The sequence below is a fragment of the Mesorhizobium captivum genome, from assembly GCF_033977165.1.
Classification (GTDB): domain Bacteria; phylum Pseudomonadota; class Alphaproteobacteria; order Rhizobiales; family Rhizobiaceae; genus Mesorhizobium; species Mesorhizobium captivum.
Window position 1 is genome coordinate 24,548 of record NZ_JAVIJB010000028.1, and the last position, 21,619, is coordinate 46,166.

General features: G+C 64.0%; 23 protein-coding genes. 4 read left to right on the forward strand and 19 right to left on the reverse strand.

Annotated elements, in window-relative coordinates; all coding sequences use genetic code 11:
- Positions 1-3: 3 nt before the first annotated feature.
- The 9 genes from ftsH to ybgC form a co-directional block, all read right to left on the reverse strand.
- Positions 4-1,938: an ATP-dependent zinc metalloprotease FtsH gene (gene ftsH, locus RFM40_RS22220; protein WP_320227633.1), complete on the reverse strand. Its 1,935-nt coding sequence runs from the start codon at positions 1,936-1,938 to the stop codon at positions 4-6.
- Between the two features lie 105 nt (positions 1,939-2,043).
- Entirely contained in the window at positions 2,044-3,456 is a 1,413-nt protein-coding gene (gene tilS, locus RFM40_RS22225) for a tRNA lysidine(34) synthetase TilS (protein ID WP_320227632.1), read from the reverse strand.
- Positions 3,457-3,507: 51 nt separating this feature from the next.
- Positions 3,508-4,653 (reverse strand): tol-pal system protein YbgF, encoded by a 1,146-nt coding sequence (gene ybgF, locus RFM40_RS22230; RefSeq protein WP_320227631.1) that lies wholly within the window; start codon positions 4,651-4,653, stop codon positions 3,508-3,510.
- 278 nt (positions 4,654-4,931) lie between these two features.
- On the reverse strand, positions 4,932-5,438 hold the full coding sequence (gene pal, locus RFM40_RS22235) for a peptidoglycan-associated lipoprotein Pal (protein WP_192245805.1): 507 nt from the start codon (positions 5,436-5,438) through the stop codon (positions 4,932-4,934).
- Between the two features lie 269 nt (positions 5,439-5,707).
- Positions 5,708-6,988, reverse strand: a complete 1,281-nt coding sequence (gene tolB / locus RFM40_RS22240) for a Tol-Pal system beta propeller repeat protein TolB (protein WP_320227658.1) — start codon at positions 6,986-6,988, stop codon at positions 5,708-5,710.
- Positions 6,989-7,067: 79 nt separating this feature from the next.
- Positions 7,068-8,222 carry an energy transducer TonB family protein gene (locus RFM40_RS22245; RefSeq protein ID WP_320227630.1) on the reverse strand — a complete coding sequence of 385 codons (1,155 nt, stop codon included), beginning with the start codon at positions 8,220-8,222 and terminating at the stop codon, positions 7,068-7,070.
- 8 nt (positions 8,223-8,230) lie between these two features.
- A complete protein-coding gene (gene tolR / locus RFM40_RS22250) occupies positions 8,231-8,692 on the reverse strand; it encodes a protein TolR (RefSeq protein WP_127857324.1) in 462 nt (153 codons plus the stop codon).
- A gap of 9 nt (positions 8,693-8,701) precedes the next feature.
- Positions 8,702-9,412: a protein TolQ gene (gene tolQ, locus RFM40_RS22255; RefSeq protein ID WP_126097447.1), complete on the reverse strand. Its 711-nt coding sequence runs from the start codon at positions 9,410-9,412 to the stop codon at positions 8,702-8,704.
- A 312-nt stretch (positions 9,413-9,724) separates the two neighbouring features.
- The gene (ybgC, locus tag RFM40_RS22260; RefSeq protein WP_320278240.1) at positions 9,725-10,198 is read right to left on the reverse strand and encodes a tol-pal system-associated acyl-CoA thioesterase; all 474 of its coding nucleotides are present in this window, start codon (positions 10,196-10,198) and stop codon (positions 9,725-9,727) included.
- Between the two features lie 131 nt (positions 10,199-10,329).
- On the opposite strand from ybgC, the gene RFM40_RS22265 reads away from it, so the two are divergent.
- Positions 10,330-11,580, forward strand: a complete 1,251-nt coding sequence (locus RFM40_RS22265) for a glycoside hydrolase family 5 protein (protein WP_320278241.1) — start codon at positions 10,330-10,332, stop codon at positions 11,578-11,580.
- Positions 11,581-11,586: 6 nt separating this feature from the next.
- Here the strand turns inward: RFM40_RS22265 and RFM40_RS22270 are convergent, their stop codons facing one another.
- From RFM40_RS22270 to rcdA, 7 genes are all read right to left on the reverse strand, one after another.
- The gene (locus RFM40_RS22270) at positions 11,587-12,489 is read right to left on the reverse strand and encodes a metallophosphoesterase (protein WP_320278242.1); all 903 of its coding nucleotides are present in this window, start codon (positions 12,487-12,489) and stop codon (positions 11,587-11,589) included.
- Positions 12,490-12,623: 134 nt separating this feature from the next.
- Entirely contained in the window at positions 12,624-13,661 is a 1,038-nt protein-coding gene (gene ruvB / locus RFM40_RS22275) for a Holliday junction branch migration DNA helicase RuvB (protein WP_292040719.1), read from the reverse strand.
- 43 nt (positions 13,662-13,704) lie between these two features.
- Positions 13,705-14,325, reverse strand: a complete 621-nt coding sequence (gene ruvA / locus RFM40_RS22280) for a Holliday junction branch migration protein RuvA (RefSeq protein ID WP_320227625.1) — start codon at positions 14,323-14,325, stop codon at positions 13,705-13,707.
- A 10-nt stretch (positions 14,326-14,335) separates the two neighbouring features.
- Positions 14,336-14,755 carry a type II toxin-antitoxin system VapC family toxin gene (locus RFM40_RS22285; protein ID WP_320227624.1) on the reverse strand — a complete coding sequence of 140 codons (420 nt, stop codon included), beginning with the start codon at positions 14,753-14,755 and terminating at the stop codon, positions 14,336-14,338.
- Positions 14,733-15,002 (reverse strand): AbrB/MazE/SpoVT family DNA-binding domain-containing protein, encoded by a 270-nt coding sequence (locus RFM40_RS22290; RefSeq protein WP_320272472.1) that lies wholly within the window; start codon positions 15,000-15,002, stop codon positions 14,733-14,735. The genes RFM40_RS22285 and RFM40_RS22290 overlap by 23 nt, the downstream gene beginning before the upstream one ends.
- Positions 15,003-15,058: 56 nt before the next feature.
- Positions 15,059-15,568, reverse strand: coding sequence for a crossover junction endodeoxyribonuclease RuvC (gene ruvC / locus RFM40_RS22295; RefSeq protein ID WP_320227622.1), 510 nt, complete (start codon positions 15,566-15,568; stop codon positions 15,059-15,061).
- A gap of 113 nt (positions 15,569-15,681) precedes the next feature.
- Entirely contained in the window at positions 15,682-16,212 is a 531-nt protein-coding gene (gene rcdA, locus RFM40_RS22300) for a protease adaptor protein RcdA (RefSeq protein WP_320272470.1), read from the reverse strand.
- 401 nt (positions 16,213-16,613) lie between these two features.
- On the opposite strand from rcdA, the gene RFM40_RS22305 reads away from it, so the two are divergent.
- Positions 16,614-16,784 (forward strand): hypothetical protein, encoded by a 171-nt coding sequence (locus RFM40_RS22305; RefSeq protein ID WP_320278243.1) that lies wholly within the window; start codon positions 16,614-16,616, stop codon positions 16,782-16,784.
- A 276-nt stretch (positions 16,785-17,060) separates the two neighbouring features.
- Positions 17,061-17,612, forward strand: coding sequence for a DUF2269 family protein (locus RFM40_RS22310; protein ID WP_320221547.1), 552 nt, complete (start codon positions 17,061-17,063; stop codon positions 17,610-17,612).
- A 192-nt stretch (positions 17,613-17,804) separates the two neighbouring features.
- Here RFM40_RS22310 and RFM40_RS22315 read toward each other — a convergent pair whose 3' ends face one another.
- Positions 17,805-18,575 carry a sulfite exporter TauE/SafE family protein gene (locus RFM40_RS22315; protein ID WP_320278244.1) on the reverse strand — a complete coding sequence of 257 codons (771 nt, stop codon included), beginning with the start codon at positions 18,573-18,575 and terminating at the stop codon, positions 17,805-17,807.
- A 203-nt stretch (positions 18,576-18,778) separates the two neighbouring features.
- On the opposite strand from RFM40_RS22315, the gene RFM40_RS22320 reads away from it, so the two are divergent.
- Positions 18,779-19,237: a GNAT family N-acetyltransferase gene (locus RFM40_RS22320; protein ID WP_320278245.1), complete on the forward strand. Its 459-nt coding sequence runs from the start codon at positions 18,779-18,781 to the stop codon at positions 19,235-19,237.
- A 27-nt stretch (positions 19,238-19,264) separates the two neighbouring features.
- Here RFM40_RS22320 and RFM40_RS22325 read toward each other — a convergent pair whose 3' ends face one another.
- Positions 19,265-19,993: a methyltransferase domain-containing protein gene (locus tag RFM40_RS22325; protein WP_320278246.1), complete on the reverse strand. Its 729-nt coding sequence runs from the start codon at positions 19,991-19,993 to the stop codon at positions 19,265-19,267.
- A 397-nt stretch (positions 19,994-20,390) separates the two neighbouring features.
- Positions 20,391-21,443, reverse strand: a complete 1,053-nt coding sequence (locus RFM40_RS22330; RefSeq protein WP_320278247.1) for a methyltransferase — start codon at positions 21,441-21,443, stop codon at positions 20,391-20,393.
- Positions 21,444-21,619: the final 176 nt, after the last annotated feature.

The following is a 21,619-nucleotide window of genomic DNA, read 5'->3' on the forward strand; positions in this document are numbered from 1 at the left end:
GCCTCAACTTGAGGGCTGCGGCTCCATGCCGCCCTCGGGCTCGGGGCCCTTCTTGCGGCGGCCGCCGGTGCCGGCCTTCGGCACGGCCGAGCCGCGGCTGGGCGGCGTGTCGTCGCCAAGGTCGCGGGCGGGCTTGTGGCCGGCGATCAGCTGCTTGATCTCCTCGCCAGTCAGCGTTTCGTATTCGAGCAGCCCTTCGGCCAGCGCGATCCAGTCCTTCTTCTTCTTGGTCAGCACGGTCTTGGCGGTCGAGTAGGCTTCGTCGATCAGCCGGCGCACCTCGCCGTCGATGATCTGCGCCGTCTCTTCCGAGATGTTCTGCTGGCGCGCCACCGAATGTCCAAGGAAGACCTCTTCCTGGTTGTCGCCATAGGCGACATGGCCGAGCTTGTCGGAGAAGCCCCAGCGCGTGACCATGGCGCGCGCCAGCTTCGTCGCCTGCTCGATGTCGGAGGAGGCGCCGGAGGTGATGTTCTCCTTGCCGAACTTGAACTCCTCGGCGACGCGGCCGCCCATCATGATCGCGAGCCTGGAGATCATGTATTTGTAGCTCATCGAATAGCGGTCGCCTTCCGGCAGCTGCATGACCATGCCGAGCGCGCGGCCACGTGGAATGATGGTCGCCTTGTGCAGCGGGTCGGCCGTCGGCACGTTGAGCGCCAGGATGGCGTGGCCGGCCTCGTGATAGGCGGTCAGCTCCTTCTCGGCCTGCGTCATCGCCGACGAGCGGCGCTCGGCGCCCATCATGATCTTGTCCTTGGCATCCTCGAACTCGGCCATGGTGACGAGCCGCTTGTTGCGGCGCGCCGCCATCAGCGCGGATTCGTTGACGAGGTTCATCAGGTCGGCGCCGGAGAAGCCCGGCGTGCCGCGCGCGATCACCTTGAGATCGACATTGGGCGCCAGCGGCACGTTGCGCACATGCACCTTGAGAATCTTCTCGCGACCGACGATGTCGGGGTTCGGCACCACGACCTGGCGGTCGAAGCGGCCGGGCCTCAGCAGCGCCGGATCGAGCACGTCGGGCCGGTTGGTGGCGGCGATCAGGATGATGCTCTCGTTGGACTCGAAGCCGTCCATCTCGACCAGCAGCTGGTTCAGCGTCTGCTCGCGCTCGTCATTGCCGCCGCCGAGGCCGGCGCCGCGGTGACGGCCGACCGCATCGATTTCGTCGATGAAGATGATGCAGGGCGCGTTCTTCTTGGCCTGGTCGAACATGTCGCGCACACGCGATGCGCCGACGCCGACGAACATCTCGACGAAGTCCGAGCCGGAGATGGTGAAGAACGGCACGTTGGCTTCGCCGGCTACGGAGCGGGCGAGCAGGGTCTTGCCGGTGCCGGGCGGGCCGACAAGCAGCACGCCGCGCGGGATCTTGCCGCCGAGCCGCTGGAACTTCTGCGGATCGCGCAGGAATTCGACAATCTCCTCGAGATCCTCCTTGGCCTCGTCCACGCCGGCGACGTCCTGGAAGGTGACGCGGCCGTGCGCCTCGGTGAGCAACTTCGCCTTCGACTTGCCGAAGCCCATGGCGCGGCCGGAGCCGGACTGCATCTGGCGCATGAAGAATATCCACACGCCGAGGATCAGGATCATCGGCAGCCACGAGATCAGGTAGCCGAACAGCGAGTTGGAGCCGTCGGTTTCAGGCCGCGCGTTGATGGTGACGTTCTTGTCCTGCAACCGCGAAACCAGCGACGGATCGCCGGGCGAATAGGTCTGGAAACCGTTGGCATTGTCCGTGTAGTTGCCTGAGATGCGGGCGCCGGCGATGGTCACACTCTTGACCCGGCCGGCCGAGACATCCTGCAGGAACTGCGAATAGGCAATCTCGCTGGAGGCGCCGCGCGTCTGCGGCGTCTGGAAAAGATTGAACAGGGCGATGAGCAGGACCGCTATGATCGCCCAGAGCGCGAGGTTGCGATAATTCGGATTCATCTATTGTCCTGTTGGCGTCCGCATGCGGACCCACGATGATGATGGAGGCTTGGGCCTAACATAGGGAGAGCGCCCCCCCTTGCCAAGCATAACAGCACGCCTCGGTTAAGCTTTCGCCCATGCTCCGCCGCGATCATGGCCGCGGAAAGGCAATGGCGGCAGCGGCGGCGCGCCGATCAGCGCGGCGACTGCCGCGGCGACCAGCAAATCGAAGGACGGCAGGAAGCGGGCGAAAGGCGAGACCACCGGCACGCTGGCCATCGGCTGCGGCGCATCACCGCCGCCAGCAAAATCAAGACGTTCAGCGCCGCGCCACAATGCCGGTTCGGCGGCGAGCGCCCTGCGTAGCAGGCTTGCCGGAACGTCGCCCTCCCGGACGGATCGTTTGGCAGCGACGGCCCCCGCGGGCGCGATCACCAACCCGCCCGACCTGTCGCTCAATGTGATCCGGCGCCGGCCGTCCCAAAGGGCCTGATCCTCCGCCGGAACGGCGGCGGGGAGATTGCGCGCCTCGCGGTGAAGGAAGATGCCGCTCCGGCGCGCATCGACCACGGTCCGCGACAATGTGGCGCAAAGCGTTCCGGACCGAAGACGCTCGAACAGCGCCCGGCAGCGCGCCTGATCGACAAGGAACGAGACGCCGCCGACCGTGGCGAGCAGGATGCGCAGCGCATAGACGGCCGCTTCGCTGTCTTCACCATGAGCGAAAGCGCGATCGAGGCGGATGAGCCCCGGAGCCGGGCTGCCGGCAAAGGCGCCGATCAGCGCGGCCGCGCGGCGGCCGAGGTCCTCGCGTTCGGCGGCCGCCTGTCCGGCCTTTGCGATTGCCTGCGCGAAGCGCGTCTCGCCGTCGTCACCGGCAAGCGAGACGCGCATGCGCGGCCGCTCGAAACGCTGGTCGACATTGGTCGGATCCTCGATCCAGCCGATGCCGCAGCGCTTCAGCATCTCGCGCAGTGCCGCCCGGCGCGTGTCGAGCAGCGGCCGGGCGATCCATGTGCGCCAGTCGTAGAGCGTGGCGGGCGCCATGCCGGCGAGGCCGCGAACCCCCTCGCTCGACTCTTCTTCGCTGGCCCTTTCATCGCGGGTCCCTTCGGCGCGGACTCGCCGCATAAGAACCGTCTCTGCCTGGTCGTCGGCGGTGTGGCCGGTCACCACCACGCGGATGCCTTCCGCTTCGGCCGCCTCGGCCAGCAGCCGGTAGCGCGCCTCGCGCGCGGCGGCTGCCAGACCGGTCGTCGGCTTGCGCCCGGACCAGACCAGCGTGCGGTGCGCGATCCCGTGCTCGGCGCAGACGCTCGCCACGGCCTGCGCTTCCGCTGCCGAACCTGGTCTGAGGTCATGATCGATCGTCACCGCGAGCAGTTTTGCCGCGGGCAGGGTTCGGTCGAGATGATGCTTGAGGAGAAAGAGAAGGGCGGTCGAGTCGCTGCCGCCGGACACGGCTGCAACGGCGCCGTTGGAAAAGTCGAAGTCTGAGAAAAAGCGATCCGAAATGTCAGGCTCGGTGTCGAGCATCGGCGCATGTCGCCCAAAAGTGGTTCCGGGTTTGGAACAACGGCATTCAGGCTAGCACGACGCCAGCGCCTTTTCCTGCTTGATGCGCTCCCTGAGCGTACCGGAAACATCCGGATAGCGCTTGCCGATCTCGTTGAAGGTGGCGCAGGCCACGTCGTTCTGCTTGAGGCCGACCAGCGACACGCCGAGCTTCAGCAGCATGTCGGGCGCCTTCTTGGCCTTCGGATAATCCTTGCTGGCGGCTAGGAAGACCTCCGCCGCGTCGCGGTATTTCTGCTGGCCGAGCAGGGACTCGCCCAGCCAATAATGCGCATCCGGCGCCTTGGCGTCCTTGGGGAAGCGGGAAATGTGGTCGCGAAAACCCTGCTCGGCGGTGGGATAATCGCCCGACAGGATGAACTGGTAGGAGTTGCGGTAGAGTTCGTCCGGATTGTTGGTCGAGGGCAACGAAGCCATGACCGTGCCGCCGGACTTGCCCTTGCCGCTCTTGGTGCTTGTCTCGGCCGAAGGCGCGTTTGCCGTGGCTGCGGGAGCTTGCGCCTGCGCACCCGCCTGCGGATCGGCGTTGACGACATTGCCGTTCTTGTCGACCGTGATGGTGCCGAAGGTCTTCGGCGGCGCACCGGTGATCACCTTGCCGGGATCGCCGGTCTGCGACTCGACGATAACCTCGCCGACGCTCTTGCCGCCGCCGCTCTGCGCACCCGCATCGGCCGGAGCCGGCGTCGCCGGAGCTTCGGCGACGCCGGTGTCGGCGCCGTTGTCGCCGGTACCCGCATCGCCCAGATTCGTGTTGCCATTGCTGGTGTTGCCATCCTGCGGCGCGGCCTCGGACTTCTTCTGGCCGGTTGGCTTCGCCCCTTGCGAGCCGCCTTCGAGCTGCTGGAAGCGGAACTCGTTGTCTTCCTGCTGCTTGCGCATCTGCTCCTGCATCTGCAGGATCTGGAAATTGAGCTCCTCGATCTTGCCGTTCATCTGGCGCAGCTGATCTTCCAGACCGGTCATGCCGGTGCTGTCCTGCTGCGCCATCTGAGCCTGCCCAGTCTTCTTCTTGTCGCCGAAGATGCCGAGCGTCGGCAGATGGAAGGTGAACCCGCTGTCCGATGATTGCCCGCTGTCCGCCGGGGCGGCAACGCTCGATATGCTTGACACAAGCAGCAGCGCAAGCGTGCCGCTCAGGACCGTTCTGAAATGCATTCTATCTCTCGCCGTGAAATCTGTTGGCCTGATGCGCCTTTCCAAATCGGAATGGGAGGAAGCGCCCTCGCGCTCATAACAGGACGCGAGACTTCGGCCAAATTTTGTTTCAACCTGTCGCATACGAAAAAGGCGGCCCTGGGGCCGCCTTTCGTTTCGCGATGTTGTATTTTTGCCGCCCACAGCGCCGCGCGTCGTCAGACGCTGTGGCGCTTATGATCCTTTCCGAACCGAAGGTCAGCGAAGCAAAAATCGATATCGATTTTCGGCGCGGAGACTCAGGAGCCGGCGCCGGAGAGCGTGGTGACGGCGCGGCGGTTCTGCGACCAGCACGAGATGTCGTCGCAGACGGCGACCGGGCGTTCCTTGCCGTAGGAAATCGTCTTCAGGCGGTTGGCCCCGACGCCCTTGGAAACCAGGAAGTCGCGGGTGGCGGCGGCGCGGCGAGCACCCAGCGCCAGATTGTATTCGCGCGTACCGCGCTCGTCGGCATGGCCTTCGATGACGATGGCATACTGCCTGTACTGGTTGAGCCACTGCGCCTGGCGCCCGAGCGTCGTCTGCGCGTCGGCGCGGATCGACGAGGAATCGGTGTCGAAGAAGATGCGGTCGCCGATGTTGACGGTGAAATCCTGAGCCGAACCGGGCGTGGCGGCGCCGGCACCGTTCAGGCCGAGATCGGCCGCGCTGTTCGGGGTCTTCTTCGAAGCGCAACCGGTGATGGCCAGCGCCGCCACCAACGCGATCATTGCCGGATTTCTGGTAAGTGCTGCGATACGGCCCATGCCGCCCTCTCCTTAGCATTCGAGTGATTTCGTTGATCACCCAGTAACCACGTTTGGGTTAACCGGCATTCAAGAAACACAGTTAATTTTTCGTTTCGAGCCGCCGTCCTCGGCCATTTTTGCCAGGCCCACGATGCGCGCGCACGGTAGGCGGAAATGCGGCCAAAACGGGACGAGCCTGTGAAAAAAGGGGAATTGAAGAACTGAGGAAATTGAAGAATTGAGGAAAAGATTCAATTCAATCTCTCCCTCAGATTCCTCAGTTCCCCTCACTCCAGCAACGGCGACCAGGCCGGGTCCGACGCAAAATTCGACGTCGGGATCTGCTGTTCGTTGCGGCCGGTGAGATCGACCGAAACCAGCTTCGGCCCGCCGGCCGAGTCGCGGAAGAACATCAGCACGCGGCCGTTCGGCGCCCAGGTCGGCCCCTCTTGCTGGAAACCGGAGGACAGGATGCGCTCGCCCGAACCATCGATCTTCATGACGCCGATCTGGAACTCGCCGCCGGACTGCTTGGTGAAAGCGATGAGGTCGCCGCGCGGCGACCATACCGGCGTGGAATAGACGCCGTCGCCAAACGAAATGCGGTGCGGGTTGGAGCCGTCGGCGCCCATGACATAGATCTGCGAACGGCCGCTGCCGCCGCCGCGGTCGGACGTGAAGACGATCTGCGAGCCGTCCGGCGAATAGGATGGCGAGGTGTCGATGGCGACCGAATTGGTGAGCCGCGTGGTCGTGCGGCTTCTCAAGTCCATGGCGAAGATGTTGGAGTTGCCGTCGTCGCGCAGCAGGCTCATGATCACCTTCTGGCCGTCGGGCGAGAAGCGCGGCGCGAACGTCATGCCGGGGAAGTTGCCGACCAGCTCGCGCTGCCCGGTTTCGATCTGCAGCAGGTAGACCTTCGGCTGCCCGCTCTCGTAAGACATGTAGGTGATTTCCTGCCGGTTCGGCGAGAAGCGCGGCGTCAGAACGATGGAGCGGCCGTCGGAGAGATAGCGCACATTGGCGCCGTCCTGATCCATGATGGCGAGGCGCTTTTTGCGCGCGTTCTTGGCGCCGGATTCGTCGACGAAGACGACGCGCGTGTCGAAATAGCCCTTTTCGCCGGTCAGTCGCTCATAGATCGCATCGGCGATGATATGGGCCACCCGCCTGGTGTTGGCATCGTTGGCAAAGAACTGCTCGCCGGCCATCTGCTGGCCGGCAAAAGTGTCCCACAGCCGGTACTGGGCGCGGATGCGGCCATCGGCCTCCTTGCCGACGCTGCCGGTGACCAGCGCCTGCGCATTGATCACCTTCCAGTCGTCGAAGCGCGGCGTGGCGTCCGGGCCCGAGATCTTCTCGATGAAGGCGCTCTTGTCGATCGGCGCGAACAGGCCGGACCGCTTCAGGTCGGCGGTGACGATCTCCGTGATCTGTGCGCCGAGCGCATCGTTGGACTGGAAATCCGTGATGGCGATCGGCAGCGGCTCGACATTGCCCTTGTTGACGTTGAGTTCGACGAGGGCCCAAGCCGGCAAGCTGGCGCCGGCCGTCATGCCCAGCGCCATGGCTGCAATCGTCAAGAGCGGCTTGAGGAAGGATCTCATATTTTCTCGCTTCTTTTCTTTGATGGTTCAGACGCCGGGCCTAGAGGCCAAGCATCTCCCTTGGATCGAAGGTGACGCGGATGTCGTTCCAGATGTCCTGCTTGCCGGCGGGAACCTGCAGGCCGGCCACGTCGCATTTCTGAACGGCGCGCACGGCGCTTTCGTCGAACTGCCGGTTGCCGCTCGACTGCTCGACCGAGGGGCGGCCGTCGAGCTTGCCGTTGGTGTCGAGATTGAACCGGACCACGACGACGAAGTTCTCCGAGCCTTCCAATCCGACAGGCAAGGTCCAGCAACCGCCGAGCTGAGCTTCGAGGGCTCCCTGCTCCGACTTGGAGAGCTTCTGGCCCTGGTCTTTCTCGCCACCGAGCGACGACTGCTGGGTCGAGCGCTTGGCGCCGCCGCCGGACGGCTTCTGCTTGTCGAGCAGGGCCGAAATTTCGTCGGCGTTGAACTGCTTGTCATCCGACTTCGGCTTCGAGGAGGCCTCCTTGACCGGCTTTTCCGCGTCCTTGCGTTCCGGCGCCTTGGCGCTCTCTGCGGGAGCCGGCTGCGGCTTCGGTCGAGCCTCCGGCGCCGGAGCAGAGTCCGGAAGCTTGGCTTCTTCGGTCGGCTGCTCCTTGGCGATCGCCTCGGCGACGGCGTCGGGTTTCACCTCTTCCTTCTGGATGGCGGCGGTCGTGTCCTTTGGCGGCGCCGGCGTCGGCTCCTTGGCCGGCGTCGGCTTGGGATCCGTCTGCTTGACCGGCTCGGGCTTGACTTCTTCCTTCGGCGCCGGCGTCGGCGCCACTTCGGTCGCGGGCACCGGCTTCGGCTTTTCCTGCGGCTTCGGCACGTCCTCGACGGCCGGCTTTTCGGTCGGCGTCGGCGCCGGCGGCGGCGCGGAGGTCTTCTCGACCGGCTTCGGCTTGGCCTCGTCCGTCACCGGTTTCTCGGTGTCGACGGTATTCTCGCCAACCTTTTGGGCGTCGGGAACGACATCCGGTCGCTTGGTCGGCAGCGGCGCAGGCTTGTCATGCATGACCGCTTTCTTGTCGCCTTGCAGCGTCTGCGCGATCGCCTCCATCGGCACGATATCGACCGCCACCGACTCCACGTCGGAAGCCGGCATCGCCGGCGGCGAGGACAGCGTGAACAGCCCGAAGGCCAGCGCCACCGCATGCAAGATCACCGAAGAGGTGAGGCCGGTCCGCATTTCGCGTCCTACTGATCCTGTTCCTGCAGCGAGACCAGGCCGATGTTCTTGTAGCCGGCCGCCGAAATGCGGGCCATGACCTTCATCGCGGTGCCGTAGTCCGTCGACTTGTCGCCGCGGATGAAGATGCGCTCGTCGTAGCCGGTCTTCGAGATCGCCTGCAGCTTCGCCACCAGCTCCTCGATCGGAATCTCGGTTTCCTGCAGATAGATCTGGCCGGTCGCGTTGATCGACACGGTGATCGGCTGGGTGTCGACATTCATTGCCTTGGCCTGCGTGTCCGGCAGGTCGATCGGCACGCCGACGGTCAAGAGCGGCGCCGCGACCATGAAGATGATCAACAGCACCAGCATCACGTCGACCATCGGCGTGACGTTGATCTCCGACATCAGGCCATGATGGCGGCCGCGCCTTCTGTGGCCGCGTCCGCCTCGCCCTATGCCACCTGCGCTAGCAGCAGACATCCCCATGATCGTACCTCAGGCCTTCTGCGCCACTTTTTCATCGATTTGGCGCGAGAGTATGGCGGAGAACTCGTCCGCGAACCCTTCCATGCGCACCGCGATCTTGTTCGCATCCGACGACAGCTTGTTGTAGGCGATGACCGCGGGAATGGCCGCGAGCAGGCCGATGGCCGTCGCCAGCAGCGCCTCGGCGATGCCGGGCGCCACGACCGACAGGCTGGTGTTCTTCGAGGCGGCAATCGCCTGGAAGGATGTCATGATGCCGATGACGGTGCCGAACAGGCCGATGAAGGGCGCGGCCGAGCCCGTGGTGGCGAGGAAGCCGAGGCGTCCTTCCAGCCTTTCCATCTCGCGGGTCAGCGCCAGGTCCATCGCCTTGTCGATGCGCGTCTGCAGCGCCAGCGCCGATTTTGCGCCCTTTTCAAAACTCTTTTTCCATTCGCGCATGGCTGCAACGAAGATCGCGCCCATGCCGGTGGTCTTGCGGTCTGACAGCGTGCGATAGAGGTCTTCGAGCGACTGCCCCGACCAGAACACCTGCTCGAAGCGGTTGAGCGCCAGCCGCATGCGGCTATAGGCGACGAGCTTGTCGATGATGATCGCCCAGGTCCAAATCGAGGCGCAGAGCAGGCCGATCATGACCAGCTTGACCACCCATCCGGCCTGCATGAACAGGGCCCATATCGACAAATGCGCGCCCGGGTCGGCGAGTGCAATGTTTTCCATGACTCAAGTCCTTAAGAATTTTTCGGGCATCGCTGGCGGCTGGCCCATGGGCATCCCTTTGGTCCGATCGTGCGAAGCTTAAAGCTTGCGGGACAAGCCCCGAATGCACCGTTTCGCGGCCTTTTCAGGGCAAATATTGGTGAAAGGAAGGCGCACGAATTGCGCCGATCTTCACCAATTCCTTCATGAACCGTTATGGTTAAGGATGGGTTAGGATATAAAGCGCGGCGCATTGCCGCGCCCGGTAGCCCGGCGCTACGCTTGGAGCGGCCGGTTAACGGCTTCAGAAGTATGGCGATGCCACCGTTGGGATCAACTGCGACCCATCGGTATGAAAGCCGCGACCCACTCCTTCGGAAAACGCCTCGGCCGGCCGTTCTCGCCGACGATCGCCGCCTCGACCTTTGCCTCGACCAGCACTTCGCCGCCGCGTTTCAATTGCTGCGCCATGAAGATGCGGGCACCGGAAATGTCCTCGGTGCGCGTGTCGATGGTGAGGATGTCGTCCATGCGGGCTGGCGAACGGAAGTCGATCTCCATGCGTCTGACCACCCAGACGATGCGCTCGCCATGCTTGCCGTCCAAAAGCTCGGTGTGATGAACGCCGGCGAGCCTGAGATAATCGGAGCGCCCGCGCTCGAGGAATTCGAGATAGCGCGCATGGTAGACGACGCCGGAAAAATCGGTGTCGGCATAATAGACGCGAGCCATCAGGCGGTGACCGAACTCGGTCAGCGCCCCGGAAAGCCCGGCGCCGAGTGCCGCCGATTCACCATGATCGTCCATCGCGCTTTCCTTTTTGGGCCCGAACAGGCACCTAAAGCCCGCTGGGGCTTTACGTTTTTTCTGTGCGTGTCGTTGTCCCAAAACCGCTGCACACTTTTGGGCGACACACATTGGTGTGGCGCGGGAACGGGATGGCACTGTTGGGCGCGATGATCAAGACCTTGACGGCGGCGCTGCTGGCGCTTGGCGCTCTCGTGCTGCCCGCCGAGGCGGCGACGTTCTCGATGAAGCGTGGCCTCAATCTCGACCAGTGGACGACCTGGACCGGCGAGGAGAAATGGAACGACCCGAACGCCATCCTGCCCTATCCGGAATGGCGCAAATTCCTGAAAGTGGATGACCTCAAGGCGCTGAAGGATGCCGGCTTCGATTTCCTGCGCATGCCGGTCGATCCCTCGCCCTTCCTGTCCGACGAGACCCTTGCACTGCGCGACGACCTCTATGCCAGCGTGCGGGACTCGGCGCGCCTGATCAACCGCGCCGGGCTGAAAGTGATCGTCGACCTGCATCTGATCCCAGCCGGCGGCAACCGCAAGATCGGCATGAGCGAGGTGATGGACGGTCCCGCCACCTTCGACGCTTATGTCGAGGTCGTGCGCAAGATGGCGCATACGCTGTCGGGGGAAGACCCAGGCCAGGTTGCCTTCGAGCTGATGAACGAGCCGATCGTCGATTGCGACGACAACGGCACGAACCTATGGCCGGATCGCCAGAAGAAATTGTTTGCGGCAGCGCGGTCTTCCGCCACCAGGTTGACGCTTATCCTCACCGGCGGCTGCTATTCCAACGCGGCCTCGCTGGCGAAGATCGACCCGAAGGCGATCCCCGACGATAACATCATCTGGGCTTTCCATTCCTACGATCCGTTCCTTCTGACGCATCAGGGCGCGACCTGGGCCGGCGACTTCATCCGCTATGTCACCGGCCTGCCCTATCCGCTGACCGCCGTGCCGCGCGCCCGGCTCGATGTGGCGCTGGAGACGATCCGCGACCGGATCAGGGCCGAGGCGCCATGGACGCGCCGGAGCGGCATGCTTGCCTATCTCGACGAGCAGGTCGCTGGCATGGACACGCCCGACAAGCTCATCGGCCAGATGGATGCGCCTTTCAAGACCGTCGAGGACTGGGCGAAAGCCAACGGCATCAAGCCGGAAAACATCACGCTCGGCGAGTTCGGCATGATCCGCCAGGAATACGGCAATGCCTATGTCATGCCCGCCGAATACCGCGCCGCCTATGTCAAGGACATGATCGCGCGCGCCGAAGCGCATGGTTTTTCCTGGTCGGTGTGGGGCTATGGCGGCGCTTTCGGCATTGTCGATGCCTTCGACGACGACAAGGCCGAGCCCGACGTGATGGACGCGATCAGGTCGCTTCGCTGAGGTGGCTCAACCCAAGTCGATTTGCAGGATTTCCGGCCGCACACCGAAACGCACCGGCATGATGCTGAAGCCGAGCCCGCCGGAAACGATCAGGTTGCGGTCGTTCTCGACGACATGGCCATAGGCGTAGCGGTTGCCGAAGTCGGACGGCACGACCGGCGAATAGCCGAACAGCCGCACCTGCCCGCCATGGGTGTGGCCGGACAGCGTCAGCGAAACCCGCCTGGGCACTTTCGGGAAGATGTCGGGCTCATGCGCGAGCAGGACGATCGGGTCGCTACCCCGCACCTTGGCCAGCGTGCCGTCGAGATCGTCCAAACCCTTGAAGCCGTGGCGGCCCAGGGCCTTGCTCGGCCGGATCGCCAGCTGGTCCGCAAGTCCGGCGATCCAGAAGCCATGCCCGTCTTTCTCCAGCCGCACGACGTCGTTTTCCAGCACCGGGATGCCGACGCTCTCCAACGCCTTGCGCGCGACCGTCGGCCCGGCTCCGGCCACCTGGGCGGCATAATCGTGCCACCAGTCGTGATTGCCGAGGATCGACAGCACGCCAAGCGGCGCTTTCAGCCCTGAAAGGGCGGACGCCCAATCCGGTGCGGACACGTCGGCCGTCACCAGGCGCATTCCGTCGACATAGTCGCCAAGCAGCACGATCAGGTCCGGCTGTAAGGCATTCGTCGTTTCGACGAGCGAGGCGATCCGCTCCGGCGTCATCCAGGGCCGGCAGGCATGGATGTCGGCCAGCGCCACGACGCGCAGCTTGAGTCCCGAGGGCCAGTGCGGCGGGGTCAAGGCATAGCGTTTCACATGGGTGAGCAGCATCGGCTCGATGCCGACCGCATAGGCACTGAGCGACACCATCGACAGGACCGAGCTGCCGATGAGGCGCAGGAAGCCACGTCTGGTGATCATCGGTCAGCCCAAGCCCTTGGGATCCATTAAGCGAGCCTCGCCTTAAAGCCGGCAATTGTGCCTTCAGCTAGGCCAAGGCGAGCAGATTCCGCGCAGACAAGCCGTTTTCTGCCCAACAGGCGGACAAATATCCGTTACTCTTCCTGGAACAGGCTGATCTGCTGCTGGGCGAGATCTTTCGGCGCTTCGAGGCCGAGATGCCGCCAGGCATTGGCGGTCAGCACGCGGCCGCGCGGCGTGCGCTGGATGAAGCCCTGCTGGATGAGATAGGGCTCGATGATGTCCTCGATCGCGTCGCGCGGCTCGGAGAGCCCTGCGGCGATCGTCTCGATGCCGACCGGCCCGCCGCCGAAATTGCGGGCGATCATCGAAAGGTAACGGCGGTCGAGCGCGTCGAGGCCCAGCCCGTCGACTTCCAGCCTGGTCAGCGCCTCATCGGCGATGCGCTTGTCGACATGGCCGTTCCCGGCGACGGAGGCGAAGTCGCGCACCCGGCGCAACAGCCGGCCGGCGATGCGCGGCGTGCCGCGGGCGCGGCGCGCGATCTCCAGCGCGCCGTCGTCGCCGAGCGGCATCGAGAGGATGCGTGCGCCGCGGCGCACGATCTGCTCCAGTTCCTCGACCGTGTAGAAATTGAGCCTGACCGGAATGCCGAAACGATCACGCAACGGATTGGTCAAAAGCCCGAGCCGGGTCGTCGCGGCAACCAGCGTGAAGCGGGCGAGATCGATCTTGACCGAGCGTGCCGCCGGCCCCTCGCCGATGATCAGGTCGAGTTGGAAATCTTCCATCGCCGGATAGAGGATTTCCTCCACCGCCGGATTGAGGCGATGAATCTCGTCGATGAAGAGCACGTCGCGCTCCTCGAGGTTGGTGAGAAGTGCGGCCAGATCGCCAGCCTTGGCGATGACGGGACCGGACGTCGAGCGGAAATTGACGCCGAGCTCGCGCGCCATGATCTGCGCCAGCGTCGTCTTGCCAAGCCCCGGCGGGCCGACGAACAGCACATGATCGAGCGCCTCGCCGCGGCTCTTGGCGGCGTCGACAAAGACCTTGAGGTTGGCCCTGACCGCTGCCTGGCCGACGAATTCGTCGAGCGATTGCGGACGCAAGCTCTGGTCGGCATCCTCGCCGCGCTTGTCGGGGGCAATGAGGCGGGGCGAAAGGCTCATGCCGCCTTCCTTGCATATGGCTGATGGCGGGACAAGCGCTCCCTCACCGCGCCAGCTCCTTCAGGCCGAAGCGGATCAGCTTCGAGGCGTCGGCGCCCTCGCCGGCCGACTTCAGCGCCGCCGACACCGCGTTGGCGGCGATGTCGCGCGAATAGCCGAGATTGACCAGCGCCGAGACGGCATCGGTGATGGGTGCCGCCGCAACACCTTCGCCGAGTTCCTGCTTCAAACCGATCGTGCCGGTGGCGGCGCCCGCATAGGCCGGCGCCTTGGTGCGCAACTCCGTGACGATCCGCTCGGCCACCTTCTTGCCGACGCCGGGCGCGCGCGAAACCATGGCGATGTCGCGCAGCGCGATCGCATTGGCGAGATCGGCTGGCGCCAGCGTCGACAGCACCGCCAGCGCCACCTTGGCGCCGACGCCCTGCACGTTGCTCATCAAAAGGCGGAACCACTCGCGCTCGAGCGCCGACTGGAAGCCATAGAGTCGGATCATGTCCTCGCGCACATAGGTCTCGATGAACAGCACCACCGCCTCGCCGGGGGACGGCAGCGACGCCAGCGTGCGGGCTGAACAATGGGCGACGTAGCCGACGCCGTGCACGTCGACCAGGCAGGAGTCTTCGTCGATCTCGTCCAGCGTGCCTTTCAGCTTGCCGATCATGTCCTGGCTTTCATGGGTGCGTTTCCGGAGAGATGATTTCGAGGTTGGGAAAATAGCTGCGGTAACGAGCGGGATCGCGCGTCAAAAGCCGGTGCCCGGCAACGGTCGCATGAGCGCCAATGAAAAAGTCGGGCAACGTCCTTTCCCGAACACCGCCGGCGCGACGGTAACGAGAATGCGCGACGCCGGCCACAAACGCCGCCTCCCAAGGCATAAGCTCGCGGTCGATCTCGAGCATGTCCGTTGCTCTTTTAAGCTGCGCTTCTGTTGCGATCAGCGGGGCAAGCTCGGACCAGACAATCGTGTTGACCACCAACGCGCCTTCGCGCCGGCAGGAGGCGATTGCCTTGGCAGACCATTCCGTCGCGGGTCCGCCCGGACCCCAGACGTCGATCAGCACATTCGTGTCAACCAACGTCGAGATTTTCACGCGGGCCCCTCAACCACTCCATATACTCGTCGGTCGTCATGCCACCCAGATCCAGCGTCCCCTCCATTTTGTCGAGAACTTCTCTGAATTTGCGGGAGGCTTCCTCCTCGGATAGGTTTTCGTTGACGGCGACGAGCCGGGCGCCCTCGTCCGTCGCCACGAATTCCACCTCGGAGCCCGGACCTATGCCCAGGTGATCCCTTATCTGCTTGGGGATCGTGACCTGTCCCTTGGTTGTCACTCGCATGGTAATACCTCGTAGGTATTACTTATCGCACCGATGAGAACAAGTCAAGAACACACCTATCCGGCAACGGCTAGCCGGTAGGCGACGCTCTGGCGGTGATGCGCGTGGCAGATGGCGATGGCCAGCGCATCGGCGGCATCGTCGGTTTCGAAAACCGCCTTCGGCATCAGCACCTTCACCATCATGTGGATCTGCTTCTTCTCGCCGTGGCCGACGCCGATTACCGCCTTCTTGACCGCGTTGGGGGCATATTCGGCGACCACCAGTCCGGCGAGCGCCGGCACCAGCATGGCGATGCCGCGCGCCTGGCCGAGCTTCAGCGTCGCCGTCGCATCCTTGTTGACGAAAGTCTGCTCGACCGCCGCCTCGTGCGGCATGGCCTGATGCAGCACCTCGGCCAGCCCGTCATGCAACTGGCAGAGTCGCGTCGCCAGCGACGCCTTGTCGTCGGAGCGCACGGTGCCGGAGGCGACGAAGCGCAGCGAGTTGCCGAGGCTCTCGATGATGCCCCAGCCGGTGCGCCTCAGGCCCGGATCGATGCCGATGATGCGAATCGCTTCCCCCATGCGCCAAGTCTAACCTCGGCGTACGGCGATGCCAGCGAATTGTGAACAAACCAGAAACAGTTGCCCGGAAAGCGCCATCTGTCTCGTCAGAGGAGAATTATCAGGCAGCCGGATCAGCCGCGGGCGAAGGCGGTATTCAAAAGACTGATCTGGTCGGACACCGGGTTGGCGCGGCGGACGGCGGCCGGCGCGTCGTTCATCGCGCCGCCATAAATCTCCTCGTCCATGCGCCGCACCAGCGCCTGCAGGCGCAGCGACCGGCTCACCAGATCCAGAAAATCGTTCGGCAGTTCGTTCCAGCCCAGCGCCTCGTCATGCGCCGAAGCAGTGTCGAGCCGCACCTTGGATTTTTCAGAAGCGACCTGGTCGCGGGTCATTTCACCCGAATTCGCGGCCCGCTGCAGAAGCAGCCAGGACGCGACCTGCATCAGCCGGGTGGTGAGACGCATCGATTCGGCCGCATAGAGCGTTGCCGCCGTGCGCGACAGCTTCTTGGCCTCGAGCCTGCCCTTGCCGTCGAGATATTCGGCCGCCTGTTCGACCAGGCCCATGCCCTCCTGGTAAAGCGGCTTGAAGGATTGGGAGAAAACCCGGCGTTCCGCGAGCTTTATTGTTTTCGCGCTGCCCTTCGAAGGCTCGGTCATGGATACGCCCCTGCACTGCCGCAAGCCGATTCGGCATCCTTGCCGATACGTCCTGCACCCTTAAACGACTGAGGCTTGAAAATGCGCTTCGATGCCCGTGAAGGCAAGCGCATGTTTAACAAACGGTTAACGCCGAACCGCGCCCCGCCGGCCAGCGGCGGACAAAAAAAGAGCCGCGGATAAGGCGGCTCTCAGGAGTTTAACAGGGAGGCGTCAAACAAAGTGGCTCCAACCACTCGGTAAGAATCCAGAAAAACTGGATGCGCATAGTAAACGCCTGTAAAGCTTAATGAAGCCTTAACGCCGGGCGGAATTTTTAACCGAACGGACTTTCCTGTGCCGGAACGGGACAGCTCTGGCGGTCAGGATCGCCTCAGCTTCTCCAGATCGCAGGCAAGGCGATGAAGGCGAACAGCAGTGCCTGCGTAGAACGCGAGCGAGGATATGCCGAGCAACGGCTCGATCGCGGGATTGCCGGCAAGCAGGGTGTAAAGGCCGACGAGCAGGCCGATGCTGCTGATCGCGGTCAGCCAGAAATGGATCGCCGCGAGACCAGACGATGGCGAGCGTAAAGAAGTTTCGGGCTACCCCTTGCATTGGTCCTCTCCAATGGCTGTTGCGGTGCTGAACCGGATCGATCGTCAGGCGATTGCGCGCCGGTCCGGCGTCGGTGCCTCGGCGATGTTTCCGGATTATGCCGCGACCAACCGCTCAAGGTTCCAGATGAAACAGACATTTGTTCTTCGCGACATCGTTCCGAAACACGTCCCCCGCAAAACGCGCGCTCCTCTCGACGGCCGGCGCAAACCGGTGCCGCCCGCAAGACAAGAACGACATTGGAGCACATCATGGACTGGTACTCGATCGTCAAATTCCTTCACGTCGTCTCGGCCATTTTGTGGGTCGGCGGCGGTTTCGTCCTGTTCCTGCTCGGCGTGCTTGCCGAGCGCGCCGGCAAGATCGAGGACAAGCTGCAGGCGATGCGCGCCAGCGGCCAGCTCGGCGGCCGCTTCTTCGCGCCGATGTCCCTGCTCACCCTGATCTTCGGCCTCGTCATGTGCGGCTTCTGGGTCGGCTTTTCCGAGCTGTGGATCGTCATCGGCCTTGTCGGCTACGCCACGACCTTCTCGATCGGCATGCTCGTCTTCAAGCCGACCGGCGAGCGCATGGGCGCCATGGTCGCCAAGGAAGGCGTGACGCCGGCGGTTCTCGCCATCGGCCAGCGCATGATGAGCTGGGCGCGTTTCGACTATGCGGTGATGCTGGTGATCATTGCCGATATGGTGCTGAAGCCCGCTATGCACGACATCGGCATCCTCGCCGGCATGGCGCTGGTGATAGCGGTCGGCGCCGCACTCGCCCTTGGCGGCAGCCGTCAGATGGTGCCGAGCGCCGCCTGACGTTAAGGCCCTCCGACATTGAAAGATTGACGGTCCCGTCCCGCCCGTCGAAGGCGCGTTGAGATTCAGGTCAGGCCGAGTCGAAAATGGTGGTTTCCGAGAACCGGAGCGGAGCGTACTCAAAGTACGTGAGCACCGGAAGCGCAGGAAACCGGCATTTGCAGGCCGGCCTCACCTGAATATCGGCACGCCTCACATCAGGCCGGCAATACCGTCCCAGAGCAGCTTGACGGCCACCACGGCCACCGTCGCGTAGGTGAACGGATAGAAGACTTCCGGCCTCATGCGGCGCACCAGCCAGGCGCCGGCGATGGTGGAGAGCGGCGCCAGCGGCATTAGCACGCCGGAGGCCATCAGGTTGGTGGTGTCGAACTGGCCGAGCGCGAAGTAAGGGATGAGCTTCAGCGCATTGGTGGCGGCGAAGAAGATCGCCGCCGTCCCCGACAGCACCTTCGGGTCGAGCCGGATCGGCAGCGCGTAGACCTGGAACGGCGGGCCGCCGACATGGGCGACGAAGCTGGTGAAGCCGGCAACCGTGCCCCAGAAAGCCGCCGCGATCGGATTCGGCTCCGCCGCATGGTCGGCGCCGTGGCGAAATTGCAGATAGATCCAGCGCAAGACGAAGATCAGCGCGACGGCGCCGACGATGAGCCGCACCATTTCCTCGGTCACCAGCGCCGCCGTCAGCCAGCCGAGGCCGATGCCGACGACGGCGCCCGGCATCATGTCGACCAGCATCTTGCGGTCATAGACGCCCCACCAGGTCCACACAGAGACGATGTCCATCAGGCAAAGGATCGGCAGCAGGATGGCGGCCGCCTGCACCGGCGGAATGGTCAGCGCCATCAGCGGCACGCCGACGAATCCTACGGCGCCGCCGAAGCCGCCCTTCGACAGGCCGACGAGGATGACCGCCGGAATGGCGGCGGCATAGAAACAGGGATCGCTGAGCAGGCCTGACATAAGGGGGAACGGGGATGAGAGCGGGTGGAGATGAGCGGCTGGAGAATGGCGGGAGACCTGCAATAGACCACAAAGCGGAACACCGCGATAGCCAATGCGCTCGTCAGCCGGCCGGCGTGATCAACTGTCCGTAACCGGCCAGCCGGTTTGCGGCAAGCGCCGAGCCATGCATAAGCTCACCGACCAGCACAAGGTTTTTGACAATGAGCGAAATCCTGATCCGCCGCGCGGAAAAAGCCGACCTCCCGGCGATCGTCGCGATGCTTGCGGACGACGCGCTTGGGCGCACCCGCGAGGACACCAGCACGCCGCCGGCGCAAGCCTATCTGGATGCCTTCGCGGCGGTCGACAGCAACCCGAACCAGTTCCTGGCGGTGATGACCGTCGGCGACGATGTCATCGGCACGCTGCAGATCAGCTTTCTCCCAGGGCTGTCATTACAGGGCGCCTGGCGCGGCCAGATCGAGGCGGTGCGCGTCGCGGCGAACCGGCGTGGCGAAAGGCTCGGGCAGCGCCTGCTGGAATGGGCGATCGAAAAATGCCGCGAACGCGGCTGCAGGGTCGTCCAGCTGACGACCAACAAGAGCCGGCTCGACGCGCACCGCTTCTACGAGCGGCTCGGCTTCAAAGCCAGCCACATCGGCTACAAGCTGGATCTTTAACTCACGGCAGGCGATGCGACAGGCGTGTCATCGCCGTGCTTGAACCAGGAGGAACATCGGCCGCTCGAGCTCTTCGGCCAGTTCCGGCCTGGCGGCGATTTGCGCCTTCGTCGGTCGGAATTCCTCCACATGGCCGATGGCGAAGCCTGCCTGGATCAGACTGTTGAGCGTGGTGCCGATGGTGCGGTGATGCTTCACCACGCCCTTGGTGAACCAGTCGGTGGTGCGGGGTCCTTCGACCAGATACTGGTCGACCGGCCATTTCTTCTTTCCCGCGGCATCGACGGACCAGCCCGGATTGGTCGGCGCCATGTAGATAGGATGTTCCGTCGAGAAGACGAAGAACCCACCGGGAACCAGCGCCTGGTAAATCGTCGCGAACAGGCGCGAGACATCGCCGACATAATGCAGGGCAAGCGAGCTGTAGGCGAGATCGAAGCGCGCCTTCGGCATGCTGAGCTCGTCGAGGTCAGCCCGCTCATAGGTGATCGCGGCATCGGAGCCGGCGGCGCGTGCCCGGGCGAGCATTTTCTCCGACAGGTCGAGGCCGAGAACCTCCCTGGCTCCATGCGCGCGCACCCAGCGGCAGAACCAGCCGAAGCCGCAGCCGAGATCGACGATGCCTAAGCCGTCGACCTCGGGCAGCATGGCGCGCATCACCGGCCACTCGGGCGCGCCGTCCAGACCTTCCACCGAACGGTCGAGGCGGCTGTAGCCCTCGAAGAAATCAGCCTGGTCGTAGATGTTTTGCGCCATCGCTCTTCCCGTGTTCTCGCTCGCTGACCTAGCGGTAAAAACCAAAGGTTGCGTACGTGCAACGGGAATACCTCGCTCTCGACCCATTCAAGACATACGCCGGCAGCGTTTGAGGTCAGCATTCTTGGATAAATCAACCCTTTCGTCGCGGCTCGCCGTCACGCTCGCGCAGGCGGTCGAAGCACGGCTGTCTTGACCGTCGGGTGCACGGAGGATCGCGTGATGCTGATACCCAGATCGGCGAGCACCGTTGTCGCTTGCGCGACTACCCTTCCGGCATCGGAGCGAAGCTGGTTGGCCGATACCCATTTGAGGGGCATAGCCTTGGTTTCCCGCTAAACAACGCCATGCGCTCAATTTGAGCCGCGGGGGCGCCTATTCAACTCCGCTTTGCGCCTTACGGTTTGCGGCCGATCACGGCGCCGTTCGCGGCGGGTGCGTCGAACCAGACCGTCTCGATGTGCCGGAATCCGGCTTCCTCGAGCCACGCCGAATATTCGGCCGGCGTGTAGTTTCGCCCTTCCGTCTCGATCAGCATGTTGAGGCTCATCAGCGCGGCCGGCGCCGGTCCGGTCTTTTCGTCATTGACCAGAAGCTCGCTGATCACGACTGCGCCACCGCTCGGCAAAGCCTCGAAGGACCGGCGCAGCAAGGCGCGGTTCTTCGCCTCGTCCCAATCGTGCAGGATCATCGACAGGAGATGCACGTCGTGATCTCCGGGAAGCTGCTCGAAGAAGCTGCCGCCGGCGGTCTCGATGCGGTCGGTCAAGCCGGCCTCGGCAATTTTTCCCGCCGCGATCGCGGCCACATGCGGCAAGTCGAACACGGTCGCGCGCAGTTCTCCATACTGTTTGCAAAGCTCGATGTCGTACGCGCCCGATCCGCCGCCGATGTCCAGAAGGCGGCGGAAATGATTGAGATCCACGGCTTCGCCGAGCTTGCGCGCGGTCATCGTGGAGAGCGAATGCATCGCCTCCCAGAAGAGTGCCAGCACCGTCGGATCCTCGCCGTCGAACATCGAGGATTGCACTGCTGGGTCCCACGTGGTTGGCCGGTTCGTGCGCAGCGCCTCGGTAAGTTTATCCCAGCCCGCGTAGAGCCGCTTGTCGGCCATCTGCACAAAGCCACCGAAATAATACGGTTTCCCGCGCACGAGATAGGCTTCGCTTAAGGGCGTATTGCGATAACGGCCGTCCGTCTTCTCCAGAAGCCCGAGCGCAGCGCAGCCGGTCAACAGCATCTCGGCCGGGCGTGGATTGAGACCGAGCGCTTCCGCCAGCCCGGCAACCGTGATGCCGGCGCCGCCCGCAAGGCGGCTGAAGAGGTCCAACTCGTGCGCAGCGGCCAGGGTCTTGAAGGCCCAGAAACCGGTCGAAAGCGCCATCAGCGGGACGGCGGAAGGAAGCTCCGCCGCGATCGCCGTGCGCCTTCCACGGATTGTGGTTTCCATGATCATCTCCTGCAACTTGATTCGACGACACGCACATTGTCGAAGAGCGTCGTTGCAGGGTGATTTCGCGGCCGAGAAATTCGGTTACATCTGAAATCATGGACCTCCTCAGCGGTGATCGTCCCACGCCTGCTGTTCAAGCCGGACGCTTTGCTCTATGCCGCAATGCAACCATC